The organism is Bacteroides sp. AF34-31BH (assembly GCF_003602795.1).
Taxonomy (GTDB): domain Bacteria; phylum Bacteroidota; class Bacteroidia; order Bacteroidales; family Bacteroidaceae; genus Bacteroides; species Bacteroides uniformis.
In genome coordinates this window covers 182,300-197,763 of sequence record NZ_QTLV01000003.1, presented here as the reverse complement: position 1 = coordinate 197,763, position 15,464 = coordinate 182,300, and the positions used below count along the sequence as shown (strand labels likewise).

The 15,464-nt window shown below is 48.6% G+C and carries 9 protein-coding genes; 8 read left to right on the top strand and 1 reads right to left on the bottom strand.

Annotation, left to right across the window (positions count from 1 at the left end; translation table 11 throughout):
* Window positions 1-41: 41 nt before the first annotated feature.
* On the top strand, window positions 42-968 hold the full coding sequence (locus DWZ67_RS06965) for a magnesium transporter CorA family protein (protein WP_005834540.1): 927 nt from the start codon (window positions 42-44) through the stop codon (window positions 966-968).
* Window positions 969-974: 6 nt separating this feature from the next.
* On the opposite strand, the gene DWZ67_RS06960 is transcribed toward DWZ67_RS06965, so the two are convergent.
* Window positions 975-1,583 carry a ribonuclease HII gene (locus tag DWZ67_RS06960; RefSeq protein ID WP_008662678.1) on the bottom strand — a complete coding sequence of 203 codons (609 nt, stop codon included), beginning with the start codon at window positions 1,581-1,583 and terminating at the stop codon, window positions 975-977.
* 97 nt (window positions 1,584-1,680) lie between these two features.
* On the opposite strand from DWZ67_RS06960, the gene DWZ67_RS06955 reads away from it, so the two are divergent.
* The 7 genes from DWZ67_RS06955 to DWZ67_RS06925 all read left to right on the top strand — a co-directional run bounded on the left by DWZ67_RS06955 (window position 1,681) and on the right by DWZ67_RS06925 (window position 15,403).
* Window positions 1,681-3,303, top strand: coding sequence for a tetratricopeptide repeat protein (locus DWZ67_RS06955; RefSeq protein ID WP_005834536.1), 1,623 nt, complete (start codon window positions 1,681-1,683; stop codon window positions 3,301-3,303).
* 1,037 nt (window positions 3,304-4,340) lie between these two features.
* Complete coding sequence (locus tag DWZ67_RS06950) at window positions 4,341-7,418, top strand: SusC/RagA family TonB-linked outer membrane protein (RefSeq protein ID WP_120138446.1); 3,078 nt, start codon at window positions 4,341-4,343, stop codon at window positions 7,416-7,418.
* 28 nt (window positions 7,419-7,446) lie between these two features.
* Complete coding sequence (locus tag DWZ67_RS06945) at window positions 7,447-8,982, top strand: RagB/SusD family nutrient uptake outer membrane protein (protein WP_005834532.1); 1,536 nt, start codon at window positions 7,447-7,449, stop codon at window positions 8,980-8,982.
* A gap of 126 nt (window positions 8,983-9,108) precedes the next feature.
* On the top strand, window positions 9,109-11,118 hold the full coding sequence (locus DWZ67_RS06940) for an MGH1-like glycoside hydrolase domain-containing protein (RefSeq protein WP_005834530.1): 2,010 nt from the start codon (window positions 9,109-9,111) through the stop codon (window positions 11,116-11,118).
* A 69-nt stretch (window positions 11,119-11,187) separates the two neighbouring features.
* On the top strand, window positions 11,188-14,424 hold the full coding sequence (locus DWZ67_RS06935) for a glycoside hydrolase family 2 TIM barrel-domain containing protein (protein ID WP_120138445.1): 3,237 nt from the start codon (window positions 11,188-11,190) through the stop codon (window positions 14,422-14,424).
* Window positions 14,425-14,525: 101 nt separating this feature from the next.
* The gene (locus tag DWZ67_RS06930; protein ID WP_005834527.1) at window positions 14,526-14,804 is read left to right on the top strand and encodes a LysO family transporter; all 279 of its coding nucleotides are present in this window, start codon (window positions 14,526-14,528) and stop codon (window positions 14,802-14,804) included.
* Window positions 14,801-15,403, top strand: a complete 603-nt coding sequence (locus DWZ67_RS06925; RefSeq protein WP_005830487.1) for a lysine exporter LysO family protein — start codon at window positions 14,801-14,803, stop codon at window positions 15,401-15,403. The genes DWZ67_RS06930 and DWZ67_RS06925 overlap by 4 nt, the downstream gene beginning before the upstream one ends.
* The last annotated feature ends 61 nt before the right edge of the window (window positions 15,404-15,464 follow it).

The window sequence follows — 15,464 nt, the reverse complement described above, 5'->3', positions numbered from 1 at the left end:
TGACTGCAATGCCTCTGTTCCAAGCTGAAAGGAGGCAAACAATGAGAAAGTATCTCTACAGTGAAAACGGCTTCACTGAAAAGGCCGAATGGCAACCCAACTGCTGGGTCAACGTAGAATGCCCGGACAACGATGATTTCAAATTCCTTACCGAAGAGCTGAAAGTTCCCGAATCATTCCTGGAAGACATAGCCGACGTGGACGAGCGCCCGCGTACGGAAACAGAAGACAACTGGCTGCTGACCATCCTCCGCATCCCGATGCAGAGCAACCAACGCGGCGTGCCGTTCATCACCGTGCCCATCGGCATTATCACCAATGACGGAATCATCGTTTCTGTCTGCTATCACCACACGGAGCTGATACCGGACTTCATCCAGCACACACGCCGGAAGAACATAGTCGTCAACAATAAACTGGATTTGATTCTGCGAATCATCTACTCTTCCGCCGTCTGGTTCCTGAAGTATCTGAAACAGATAAACAACGACGTGGCCACCGCCGAAAAAGAGCTGGAGAAAAGCATCCGCAACGAAGACCTCCTGCAACTGATGAAGCTGCAGAAGACGTTGGTCTACTTCAACACTTCCATCCGTGGCAATGAAGTGATGATAGGACGGCTGAAAAACATCTTTCAGGACACCAATTATCTGGATTTGGAATTATTGGAAGACGTGGTCATCGAGTTGAAGCAGGCATACAATACCGTGAACATCTACAGTGATATTCTGACGGGAACCATGGACGCCTTCGCCTCCATCATCTCCAACAATGTGAATGCCATCATGAAACGTATGACAAGCCTCAGCATTACACTGATGATTCCCACGTTGATAGCCAGTTTCTACGGCATGAATGTGGACATCCACCTGGAGAGTTTTCCGCACGCGTTTATTTTCATCATACTTTTGTCGGCAATATTATCAGCAGTGACATTCGTATGGTTCAGAAGGATTAAGTGGTTCTAAACAGCATCATTGTCCGAAGTTCAGCGACAACTGCCCATCCCCCAAGAGATTGAACGTCAAGCGATGATAGGGTGTAGTGCCCCGCTCAGCAATGGCGGCACGATGTTTCTTGGTGGGATACCCCTTGTTACGATTCCAGTCATAATACGGATATTCCTCGTGAAGGCGGTTCATGTAGTCATCACGATAGGTCTTTGCCAAAATGGAGGCGGCAGCGATGGAAAGGTACTTCCCGTCTCCTTTCACTACGGTAGTATGCGGCAAGTCCCGATATTTTTTAAAGCGGTTGCCGTCTATCAGCAGATGTTGCGGACGGACATTCAGTTGGTCAACAGCACGGTGCATGGCAAGAAAGGAGGCATTGAGAATATTGATTTTGTCAATTTCTTCGGGAGAGACGACGCCCACCGCCCATGCCAGAGCCTCTTTTTCAATCACTTCACGCAAGGTATAGCGTTGTTTTTCCGTCAGCTGCTTGGAGTCGTTCAAAAGTTCATTCTTAAAGTCCGTTGGCAGAATAACAGCAGCGGCATAGACCGCACCGGCCAGACAGCCGCGACCGGCCTCATCGCATCCTGCCTCTATCAAATCTTTATTCAAATAAGGTAATAACATATATATCGCTATCTTTGAGGCACAAAGATAAATCTTTTTGGAGGGAAACCGGACTTCTAAGAAGAATTAATTAAATTTGCAGAAACAAGACGATGCCATGAAGAAAAACCTATGTCTACTACTCGTATGTCTTCTGTCAGCAGCTGCCCCACTGCAAGCTCAAGACATGCAGCAAGCACAGAAATTGATTGACCAAGCACAGAAATACCTGTACAACAACCCCAAACAAGCTTCCTACTATGCAGCTCAGGCTTCTGCCTTGTTTCCCGAAGATGAGCCCAGTGAGGTCCGCGCACAAGCTATGATTCTCTACTGTCAAGCCGAACAATTGTTGGGGAACTTCGACCTAAGTATCAAGAATCTTTATGACACCCAAAAATATATCCATCCCACCAACAAAAAACAAATGGCACAACTCTGCTCCTTGATGGGGCGTGTATACAGCAAACTAGGCGATTACAACAAAGCCATTGAACTGAACGACAAAGCAACCTCCATCTTCAAATCCATCGGCGATTCCACCTCTGTGGCCGGATGCTATAACGAACGTGGAGTAATGCACCACTTCATGAGTGAATTTACCGTTGCCGAGCGTTTCTTCCAGCGTGCGCTGGCCATCAACCGTGCCCAACGAAACCTGAAAGAGATTGCAACCAACCTGAACAACCTCTGTCTGTACCGGGGAAATACGGAAGAGAAACTTTCTTTCATCCAGGAAGCCATCACCATCAACAAGAATCTGGATGCCCAATGGTCTCTTGGCGAAAACTACAACAACATGGGGAAACAGTATTACTATGACAAGCAATACTCCAAAGCCTTGGAAGCCTTGCATAAAGCCTACGAGTATGCCCACAACATCGGAGCCCGCGAACTGATTTGCGACAATTACGAATATTCGTCCATGGTATATGCAGCTATAGGTGACTATGCCCAAGCCTATAAGTATCTGAACAAGAGGTACCACCTGGGCAAGGAACTGCAAAGTAGCAACAAGCTACGCAACATCGAGCAGGAAATTTCCTACAAAAGATACCAAGACCAAAAATATGCTACTGAAATGCAGGAACAAACCTACAAGATAGAGCTACTGAAACGCAATTTGTGGCTTTTGGGCAGCGTACTTATTCTGGGAATAGCTTTCAGCATCTTTCTATATAAATGGTATAAACGCCGAAAAGATTTGCAACTGATAGAAGCACGCTACCAATTGCAACTGTCCGAAAAAGAAGTGGCCGAACTGAAGATGCATCAGCAAGAGCTGGAACTTCAAAATGTACACAATGCCCTGGCTACCAGTCGGCAGGAGGCAACCAGCTTCGCCGTATTCCTGAAAAGCCGCAATGAACTGCTGGACAAAATACGCGGAATGGTGAAAGAAGGATATAAGATGGACGCGCAAGCCATCACGCCCCACCTGAAGAAAATCAACGCATTCATCAGCCAGAGCCAAAGCGGAGACAAAACCAACAGTGCCCTATTGACAAACATCGATGATAAAAGTAATGAATTCCTCCAAAGACTGGTAGCGATTCATCCCAAACTGACACAAGGCGAGAAATATCTTGCCACCCTGCTAAGGGTGAACCTGTCTACCAAAGAAATATCCATGTTGACCGGCACCACCCCCAAAACCATCAATATGAACCGATACCGCCTGCGCAAATCCCTCAACCTCTCTTCCGAAGAAGACCTAACCGACTATCTACAGAATATATAACCCGGCTCAAGGCTGAAAATATTTATTTTGCATTTCTACCCTCACCGCCCTCACTGCTTACCTAAAAGTCTTTATTCATCGGACTTTCAGAGGTGAGTAAGGGCAATTTCAAAAAGGTGAGGGTAAAGTTTGCTCTCACTTTGTCTCAGTAGAAACAAGGCATCGAACAAGTAAGCATAGGCTCGCAAGTCCGGAAGAAGGGACTACTGTATCAGTATGCAAATGAAAGAACCGTCTACTGATGACGTTTATAAAGAAAAAAAGTGTCTAGTGAAATCAGGAAAAGACAGGAAAAGACAGCTTTCTTTTTGTTTCCCCCAATATAACCGCTTGTTTCAACACACAGAACGGTTTGTTTCGACGTGTAGAACAATGTGTTTCATTAGGGCGAACACTTTGTTCCATTATAGTGAACACTTTGTTTCATACTATATAAACACCTTGTTTTATGTTGTGCAAACAAAACGTTTTATACTACATGAACGAAGTGTTTTGTACTGCAGAAACAAAGTGTTCATCACTATGAACTAATAAGTTATCCGTATTTTGCAAGAGATAAGATATGAATGTCATCCGTCTTATACTCGACTTCCTCTTTTACAGATGGCTTGCAGATAAAACATCTGCAAACCATCTGCAAGGGACATCATTGATAAACAGTAGTATCTCAACTCTCCTCCGGGGAGGAGAGTTGAGATACTACTGTTTATCAATGATTATAAAAGACCTGCGAAACTTGAGTTGCTTGATATTTCTAAAAGAGTTGGTTTCCTTCTTCATCTAATCACCGTTTACTTGCGCAACTCAATAATTAATGTAAATCGGGAAAAGTTTATGTGGATATAGTTTTGTAGATATAGAATATCTCATTTACTCCTATTTATCAAATACTTACAAAACTATTTGTAGATAATAAAACAAAGAATATCCCTCTCTTGTAGTCTGCTTGTAGATAACATTCATTAGCAATTCCTGTTTATGAAGCTTAATTTAGCATTGTGAAAAACCAATAGTATTAACCTTAAAAACTTATTCAAATGAGTAAAAGTAACTACTACAAAGAAAGAGTCATTCAGCTACTTCTCTTCTTTGCTTTTATGCTGCCTATGGGCGCATTGGCACAGAACATTCAGCTGAACGGTACCGTAACCGATGTTTCCGGTGAATCTGTCATCGGAGCCAGTGTATTAGAGAAAGGAACAACAAATGGAGTAATCACTGACATCGACGGTAACTTTACCCTCAGCGTTTCCCCAAAAGCCACTATTATTATCTCTTACGTGGGCTATGCTCCACAAGAAATCGCCCTCAATGGTCGCAAGGAATTGAAAGTGGTGCTGAAAGAAGACACCGAACTACTGGACGAAGTAGTCGTTATCGGTTATGGCACACAAAAGAAATCGGATGTTTCCGGTTCGGTAAGTTCCGTATCGGGCGATAAACTAAACAACATACCTACCGCTAATGCCGAAACTGCCCTGCAGGGTATGGCTCCCGGTTTGATAGTTAACTTTGGTAGCGGTGCCGCCGGCTCCACTCCCAGCCTGCAGGTGCGCGGTGTAACCACTTATGGAACAGACAACTCTCCGTTGGTAATTATCGATGGCGTTCCGGGTGATATGAGTTTTCTGAACCCCGAAGACATCAAGTCAATGTCTGTATTGAAAGACGCTGCCACCGCCGCTATTTACGGAGCACGCGCCGCCGCAGGCGTTATCCTGATTGAGACTTACCGTGGTACCAAATCCAAACCCAAAATCACGTTCTCAGCTTATTGGGGAGTGGATCAGATAGCCAAGAAACTGGATGTCTGCAATGCCGAAGAATTTATCCACATGGCAAAGATGGCCCGTACAAACGCCGGTCAAAACCCCAAAAACTGGCCTGCTTACATTGCGGCTTATGAGCAAGACCCCACACAGTTTGGCGACACCGATTGGCAGGACGAATACTACCGCAACGGCTTCACACAGAAATACAATGTGGGGTACACTAGTGGCAGTGAGAATGCCAACGTAGCTTTGTCCATATTCTATTCAAAAAACGAAGCCATCGTGACCGGCACGGGTGACGAGAAATATGGCTTCCGCTTAAACTCAGACATGAAACGCGGCAAGTTCAAAGTGGGCGAATCAGTAAACTACAGCCGTTGGGAATCGGAAATGGAAGCCAACTCAGGTTTTCCCGGCATATACCAAGTGACCAACATGGAACCTATCGCACGTCTGTATGACGAGAATTGTGACGGCGGATACGGTGGTGCCATCCCCGGCATGAACATGAGCGATGCTGCCAACATGGTAGGTTATAATAACCTGATTGAGAACACCCGCGCCACAGATTACATCAAAGGATCGGGCTATCTGCAATATGAGCCCATCAAGGGACTGGTAATCAAGGCACAAGCAAGCCGTAGCCTCCTTTTCCGCGAAACCCGCGTATTCAAACCTACTTACGAACTGGGTGCCATGAAGTGGAACGAAAGCGCCTCACTATCACAGACCCGCACCAGAAGCGTCAACGACCTGCTGGAACTGACTGCCAACTACAACTTCACCATCAAAGACAGTCACGACTTCGCCTTCCTGCTGGGAGCTTCACAAGAAGAAAGCACTTACGACCTATTGGGTGCATCGGGTTCCGAATTCGAGAACAACGACATGGGCATTCTGGGCCAGGCACGCAAAGACTATGGTGTGCAAGGTGAAAAGACCCGTAGCGGCTTGCGTTCCGTATTTGGCCGTGTGAACTATAGTTGGAAAATGCGCTACATGTTAATGGCCTCGTTCCGCTATGACGGTTCTTCACGTTTTGCCGACGGTAACCAGTGGGGGTTCTTCCCCTCTGTATCAGTAGGCTGGAACATTGCCAACGAACCTTTCTGGGAAGATATGAAAGAAACAGTCAGCTCCTTCAAATTGCGTATGAGCTACGGCGCCCTCGGTAACCAATCGGTACCTCTCTATCTCTACATTCCCAAATTGGACTCCAACGCCGACAACATCAACTACCCCTTCGACGGCAAAGTCGTAAACCAGGGATATGCAGTACGTAGCCTCCCCTCAAGGAACATCAAGTGGGAAACTACCTTCTACAAAAACATCGGTGTGGACATGAGCCTATGGAACAACAAACTGGAATTCTCGATTGAAGGTTACATCAAGGACACCAAGGACATGCTTTCCGAAAAGAACATCAGTCTGTCTACCGGTTACGGTGCACTGACGGTGAACGACGGTGAACTGCGCACCACCGGTATGGAAATGCAACTGATTTACCACGGTAATGCAGGTAAGGACTTCAAGTATGACCTTGACTTCAACCTGAGCCACTTCAAGAGTAAACTGAAATCAATGGCAGACCCCAACTATATGTACGAATATGGTGCTTCACGTACCTACGTGGGTGGTTACTTCGGTGAATTCTGGGCTTACGAAACCGCAGGCATCATCCAAAATGAAGCAGAAGCCAAACTTTGGAAAGAATCACACGGACGCAAGGACAGCAAAGGCAACTGGATTCCCATGCAGCCCAACGCAGAACCCGGTGACCTCCGCTTCGTAGACCAAAACGGTGACGGCATGCTGGACAGCGATGACAAGAAGCTTCTGGGCAACGGTTGCCCCAAGGCCTCTATCGGCTTCAACGTAACACTGAATTACAAGAACTTCGATTTGGTAGCCAACTTCTACGGTGACCTCGGTGTAGACCGTTACAACTATACCAAATATCAATTGGAACGTATGGATACCAAGTTCAACTATGGCAGAAACGCACTGAAAGCATGGACTCCGGAGAACCCCAACACCAACATTCCACGTGCCGTATACGGCGACCCGAACAAGAATGCTCGCACTTCCGACCGTTTCATCGAACGAGGCGACTTCTTCCGCCTGAACAACTTGCAACTGGGCTACAACCTGCCTGCTACAGTTTGTGGTAAGTTGGGCATCAGCAACCTCCGTTTCTATGTAGGTGGTACACGCATCTTTACCATCACCGGTTACAGTGGCTATGACCCCTCTACCAACGGTGGTATTGACCGCATGGGTTACGACTATGCTTCATCACCTCTATGCCGCACTTTCATGGCCGGTATTAAATTCGGATTTTAATTGAACCAAAACTTTAAAAAAGATGATTATGAAATTAAAGAATATATTATTGTGCGCCTCAGTCTTAGGAGGCCTGGCACTCTCTTCATGTACCGGAAATTTCCTGGATGAAGACAGAAACCCCAACTCACTGGACCCCGAAAACTTCTGGAAGAGCGAATCCGACATCCTCAAAGGACTTACCGCAGCCTACGCTGGACTACAGCCTACCATCGAATGGGCGCAACCTTTCGAACGCTACATTGTGATAGACAACTACCGCAGCGACGAGCTGGACTACCGCCCCGACGTGACCGCCTGGATGGAACTGGCCATGTACAACAACGAATCGACCAACTACGTGCCCAACGATGAATGGACCAACCTCTATACCAGTATCAACTATTGCAACCAGTGTCTGGACAACATTCCCAATGTGCCCGACAACGATGACGAAGGCATCAAGCAGACCAAAGCGACCAGTATTGCCGAGGCACGTTTTCTGAGAGCCTTCTACTACTACCGTCTCTTCATCAACTTCGGTGAAAGACTACCAATGTTCGAGCACGAACTCGAAGGTACCGAAGAGGAATTCTATCCTCCTCAGGTAGAAGCCGGCAGACTGAAGACTTTCATCGAGACAGAACTGAGTGAATGTCAAGCCAACCTTCCCGAAAAATGGAATACAAACATGGCCGGACGCGTCACTAAATATACTGCCGCAGCACTCTTAGGCAAATACTATATGTTCATCGGCGAAAAGGCCAAAGCCAAAACAGAATTCTGGAAAGTCATTGACAGTCACAGATATGAACTGATGGAGAACTATGGCGACAACTTCAACGGACTACACGAGAACAATAAGGAATCCATCCTTGAAGTACAGTTCACCGGAAGTCTGGAAGGCGGGCACTACGAATACAATCTCTTTACCTTGCACTTGGGTCCCGACAGTGGCTGTGGCGCATACGAGGAAGCATATCCGTCCAAATGGTTATTCAATACACTGAAGAAAGACCTCACCGAAGATGGGGAATACAGCGACCGATTGTATGAGACTATCATTTTCGACGATCCCAAATCCCGTCCGTTCTATTACGAAGACGGCAAAGGATTCAGTGATTACCACCAAGAAGACAATATCTACTGGCGCAAATATGTGACTTACGACAAGTCATTGGGTGATTACTGGGATTATTCCGGTTTCAACATCCCCCTCATCCGCTATGCGGACATCCTGTTGCTCTATGCCGAGTGTCTGAACGATGAAGGAAACTCTAAAGAAGCCATCAAATACATCAACAAAGTACGTGACCGTGTACACGTAACGCCACTGTCCGACACCCTAAGTAAAGAACAAGTGCTGAAGCACCTGCAGGATGTGGAACGTCCTTGCGAACTGGCCCTCGAAGGCTCACGCTGGTATGATCTCATCCGTTGGGGCATTGTAGAAGACGCACTTAAGAGTCATGAAAAGCCTTTCGCAAGCAATTTCATATCGACCAAGCATATCAGACTCGCTATCCCTCACAAAGAATTCCTGATGAATCCTGATTGGGTGCAAAACGAAGGTTACACAAAATAACCGATAACCCTACAACTCAGTCTCTATCGGAAGCGAAATGCCGGAAACGGGATCCCATCCGATAGAGATTGCTTTTAATAGAACTCTCTGTTTCAAGACTTCATTTCATCATATACTTAATTTACCATGAGACATCCAAATAAAAACATCGCTTTGACTGGCATCGTTGCCTGCATACTGGCCTCGTGCGTCAAAGCTCCCACTTCTTCAGAACCGCTTTTATCCAAGCAAGCGGACTTCTGTAATCTTATCAACATAAAGAACACTCCCGCCGGAGCCGTAGACTGGGATGCCTACGTCTTTGCCGACAAAGGTGCTTGGATGGCATACTCACTGCCCGACAACGAAAACCGTCGCCATGCCGGTGCTTTCATGGGACCTATGGTCATGACCGGACGCGGATGGATAGCTGCCGGACTCGCCGAACCTACGCTGTGGGTGAACGGCGAACAGTATAGGATGGTGTACAATGTACAGACCACCCGATACCTCCCCGGCAAACTGATACAGGAATACAACGATGAGAACTTAAACTTCACTACCGAATTGTGCTACCTCACCTCACGTTCCGTAGCCATACGTTCAATCGTGAAGAATATGAGCCAAAAACCGGTAAAGGTCAGCTTCGACTGGAACGGAGGCGTATACGAGCCTACCTCTGTCGTAAGCAGCATAGATAAAGGTCTCTCTTTCATCCGCCCCAAAGATTCCACGAACACGGTAATCCGATTCCTCACAGCAGACAAGATTCAGGCTGTGGGGAGCGATAGCCTGCACGTCACAGAAAAAAGTGAAATGACCCTGGAACCCGGCAAGACTTATCAGTCGGAGATGACTCAAACCCTAACGCTGCGCGGTGAAGACACAGCCAAAGAACTGGCTGCCATAGCAACGCTGAATATAGACAATTGCTTTGAACTAAACGAACAGCAATGGAACGCACAAATCGCTTCGTTGCTGAGCGGAAACAGCAAGTACCTCAAGGACAACAAATACCGCAAGGTACTCGTAAAAGCAATGATGACCCTGAACAGCAACTACCGCACCCCTGCCGGTGACATCCTGCATGGCGGCAGCAACCCGTCGTACAACGGATTCATCAACGGCATCTGGTCGTGGGACTCCTGGAAGATTGCTTCGGGCAACGTACATTTCAACGAGGAGATAGCCAAAAGCGAAATGATTACCCTCTTCGACTATCAAGCCGACAACGGCATGGTACCCGACTTCATCAGCTACAACAAGAAATACAATAACTGGCGCGATGCCAAACCGCCCGTAGCCGCCTGGGGAGCCATGAACGTGTATAAAGCTACCGGCGACAAGAAATTCCTCGAAACAATGTTCGACAAGCTCTATAAGTTCCATCAGTGGTGGTATGCCGAGCGCGACCACAATCACAACGGCATCTGCGAATACGGTTCCACCGACGGCACTCTCATTGCTGCCTGTTGGGAAAGCGGCATGGACAACGGCGTACGCTTTGACGATGCCGTGATGCAGAAAAACAGCGAGAAGGCATGGTCCATGAACCAGGAGAACATCTGCCTGAACTCGTTCCTCTACGTAGACAAGACCATCCTCGCCGAAATGGCAACCCTCCTGAACAAGCCCGAACTGGCGGCACAGCTTAATGCCGAAGCCAAAGTCATCAAGGAGTTCGTACAGACAAAGATGTGGGACAAGGAAACCGGATTCTTCTACGACACCCGTATCGATACCGGCGAGCACATCAAAGTGATGGGTGCCGAATGCTGGCTGCCACTCTGGGCAGGCATCGCCACTCCCGAACAGGCCAAACAGGTGATGCAGAAGATGATGGACCCGCAGAAGTTCAACTCCACCCTTCCATTGGGTACCTTGGACATCAGCCATCCTCGCCTGCGTCCCGTGCGCGGCTACTGGCGCGGTCCGGTCTGGGTAGACCAAGTGTACTTCGGTATCACCGGCCTGCGCAACTATGGTTTCGACCGGGAAGCCGACATACTGACTGAGAAGTTCATCAACAACGCCCAAGGACTCACCACCGACGGCCCTATCCACGAGAACTACAACCCGCTGACCGGCGAAGCGCTCAATTCGCCTAACTTCGGCTGGAGTTCGGCATGTATCATCAAGATGCTGCTCGATGAGTAACTCTCACGCAAAACAACTCTCAAAAGTCTGAAAAGACAAACGATTATACATCATTAAAAGCATACGAATATGAATAAGATACATTCAATCTGCACCCTCGCACTGATGCTACCGTTATGCGCATTTGCACAGTACGACGGTACACCCATGACCAAGACGGGCGACACCAAGAAAGCGGAAACCGCCGTAAGAACCGACAAATATCCTCACTCGGACAACGATTGGGAAAACTTTGATGTGTTGCACATCAACCGTCTGCCTTCTGCCGCCACCTTCATGGCCTACACCACCAAAGAGAAAGCAGTGAAGAACGACAAGAGTCAATCGGAATATTTTCAGTCGTTGAACGGTACCTGGAAGTTTCAGTTTGTTCCCCGTTCGGACCAGCGCCCGATGGACTTCTTTGAAAAAGGCCACGATGTAAGCGGATGGGGCAACATCAAAGTGCCCGCCAACTGGGAAATGGAAGGCTATGGCCATCCTTTCTATGTAGGTGCCGGCTACGGCATCAAGCGCAACCCGCCACTCATTGCCGTGGAAAACAGTCCCGTAGGTTCCTACAAACGCACATTCAACGTCCCTGCCAACTGGAAAGGCAAGCAAATCGTCCTCCACTTCGGAGGCGTGGCCTCAGCTTTCTATGTGTGGGTCAACGGTGAAAAGGTGGGTTACTCGCAAGATTCCAAGACCCCCAGTGAGTTCGATATCACCCCCTATGCAGTAACCGGACAGAACGAGATTGCCGTGCAGGTATTCAAGTTCAGCGACGGCTACTACTTAGAAGATCAGGATTACTGGCGCTTTGCCGGTATACAACGTGATGTGTACCTTTATGCCCGTCCCAACATCCACGTGCGCGACTTTGAAGTAGTGACCGACCTCGACAACGAGTATAAGGACGCCGACTTCCACCTCTATGCGGAACTGGACAATGCCCAAAACTCCCAACGTACTCAAACGCCCAAGGTAAAAGGTGCCGAAGTGGAAGTGAGCCTGACGGACAAAGAGGGAAAAGTCATCTACACCGAACGCCAACGCGCCAAAGACAACAAGCTGCACTTCCTGAAACACATCGAAACGCCCCTACTGTGGAGTGCTGAAAAGCCCAACCTATACCAGATGATGATTACACTGCGTGCCAACGGCCAGACACAGTACATCTGCCGCAACATCGGATTCCGCAAATCGGAAATCAAACATGCACAGTTACTCGTCAACGGGCAACCCGTCTACATCAAGGGCGTAAACCGCCACGAACACGACCCTTACCACGGCCATGTAGTGGACGAAGCCTCCATGATACGCGACCTGGAACTGATGAAACAAAACAACATCAACAGCGTGCGCACCTCCCACTACCCCAACGACCCGCGCTGGTATGAACTGTGCGACATCTACGGCATGTATGTAGTGGACGAGGCCAACATCGAAAGCCACGGCATGGGCTACAAACCCGACCAATGCCTCGCCAACCAACCCGAATGGCAGAAGGCTTTCATCGACCGTACAGAACGTATGTTTGAACGCGACAAGAACCACCCCTGCGTCATCATCTGGTCATTGGGCAACGAAACCGGCTCAGGCTGTAACTTCCAAGCCACCTATGCTTGGATTCATGCCCACGACCGTTCCCAACGCCCCGTACACTCCGAGGACTCTGGCAAAAACCGTCCTTTCACCGACATCTTCTGCCCCATGTACAAGAAGATAGACGTGTTGATAAACCATGCTCTCTATCTGCCCACCATGCCCCTCATCCTCTGCGAATACGCTCATGCTATGGGTAATAGTGTGGGCAATCTGCAAGACTACTGGGACATCATCGAGAAGTACCCTTCTCTACAAGGCGGTCACATCTGGGACTGGGTGGACCAGGGTCTTTACAACAAGACCGACGACGGTAAGTTCTACTGGGCCTACGGCGGCGACCTTGCCCCCGAAGGCACTCCAAGCTCGGCCAACTTCTGCATGAACGGCCTGATTGCCGCAGACCGCACATTGAAGCCCCACATACATGAAGTGAAACGGGTATACCAGAATATGGCTTTCAGATTGCTCGATTATCACGAAGGATTGGTAGAGCTTAGAAACAAGTTCTTCTTCACCAACCTGAATGACTTTGACTTCACTTGGCGTTTGGAAGGCAACGGCGAAGTATTGGCACAAGGACGCATAGATAATGTAGATTTACCCGCCCAACAGACAGGCGTATTCCGGACACAGTTCCCCACCATCCATTCCTCCGAAGGAGTAGAATATTACCTGAATTTCTATGCCAGCCAGAAGCGCGACGAGGGTCTGCTGAAGGCCGGTACACAATTGGCTGCCGAACAAGTGAAGCTTCCCTTCTATAAGGCTGTTACCCCCAAAGCTGCCTCAGGCAACGTGACGGCAAGCGACAGCGAAGCCCTGCTTGTCCTCACTGCCGGAAATGTCAGTGTAGGATTCGACAAAGCCACCGGAGCACTCTGCTCGTTCAAGGAAGGCAAGGAAGAGATGATTAAGGAAGCACTGCGTCCCAACTTCTGGCGTCCGGTGACGGACAATGACATGGGCAACGACATGAACAAGACCCTGCGCCCGTGGCGTGAAGCCGGACGTGGCGCCAAACTCACCTCATTGGAGAAAACAGCGCTCGACAAAGATGGCTATGAAGTAGTGTCACACTACCGTCTGCCCGAAGAAGTTGCCGGTTCGGAATTCATTGTCCGCTACCGCTTCTCACCGAGAGGCAGCCTCGATGTGAACTGTACTTTCATTCCTGCCAACGACACTTTACCTTTGATGCCCCGCATGGGTGTGAGCATCACCCTGAACAAGCAATACGACCAAATGGCATGGCTAGGTCGAGGTCCGCACGAGAACTATTGCGACCGCAACGGTTCTTCCTTCGTGGGTCTGTACAAAGGTAGCGTAGCCGAACAGTACTTCGCCTACGACCGTCCACAAGAAAACGGCAACAAGACCGATGTACGTTGGATGAGCCTCACCGATCTGAAAGGCAATGGCCTGATGGTTATCGGTGCACCCACAATCAGCGGCAGTGCCTACCTCTTCCCGACAGAAGATTTGGATGAACCCGGCACACGCAAGTCACAACGCCATATCTCAGACATCCAACCCAAAGATATGGTGACTTGGAACATAGACTTCAAGCAGATGGGTGTGGGTGGAGATACCAGTTGGGGAGCCTACCCGCATCAACCATACCTGATTCCTGCCCGTAAGATGGAATTCTCATTCCGCTTATGCCCTGCACAAGAAAAAGGAGTGAAAGAGAACCAAAGATATTTGGAAATGAAGTAATTTTGCAATTGTCAAACCTCAGAAGCGCCTTCCCCTCTTTAAACAGGAGGCGCTTTTGAGGGTAAGACAGCTTTCCATCTATTCACAAAACCATACAGACAATGTTTACAATCATCGGACTAATGCTCACAGGAATGCTGCTGGGCTACCTCTTACGGAAACGGGACTTAAAGAAGATTCATCCAATCATCACCCTGCTTATCTGGCTGCTACTGTTTATCCTCGGTATTGAGGTAGGAAGTAACGAAGAGATTATCAGAGGACTCCATACCATCGGATATGAAGCCGTTGTCCTCACCCTGGGAGGGACCTTGGGAAGTGTTATCGCTGCTTGGGCACTCTGGAGAGCCTTGTATAAAAGGAAAGGAGGCAGGGCATGAAAGGAAGTCTTATCATTGTGGGCTTTTTTGTATTGGGTACGATTTGTGGTGTGTGCCATCTGCTGCCTTTTGATATTGCAGAAACCAATATCAGCTATTACGCGCTTTGCGCGCTGATGTTCAGTGTAGGGTTGAGCGTAGGCAACGACCCGCAGACCCTGAAGAACTTCCGTTCACTCAATCCGCGGCTGGTATTCCTGCCCATCATGACGATACTGGGAACACTGGCAGGTTCGGCAGCCGTCAGTCTGATTCTGACACACCGTTCTATAACGGACTGTCTGGCCGTAGGCTCGGGATTCGGCTATTACTCGCTCTCCAGCATCTTCATTACCGAATACAAGGGAGCCGAGCTGGGCACCATCGCCCTGCTTGCCAATATCAGCCGGGAGATTCTGACACTGCTGGCCGCCCCGTTGCTGGTACGATGGTTCGGAAACCTTGCCCCCATCTCTGCCGGAGGAGCCACGACGATGGACACCACACTGCCCATCATCACACGGACAGCCGGACAGCAGTTTGTTGTAGTTTCCATCTTCCACGGGTTTGTGGTCGATTTCAGCGTTCCGTTCCTGGTGACATTGTTCTGCTCGATATAGGGCTTTTACCCTCTTTTGACAGACACCGGTCTCTGACAAGAGCCATTTTTATATCACTAAA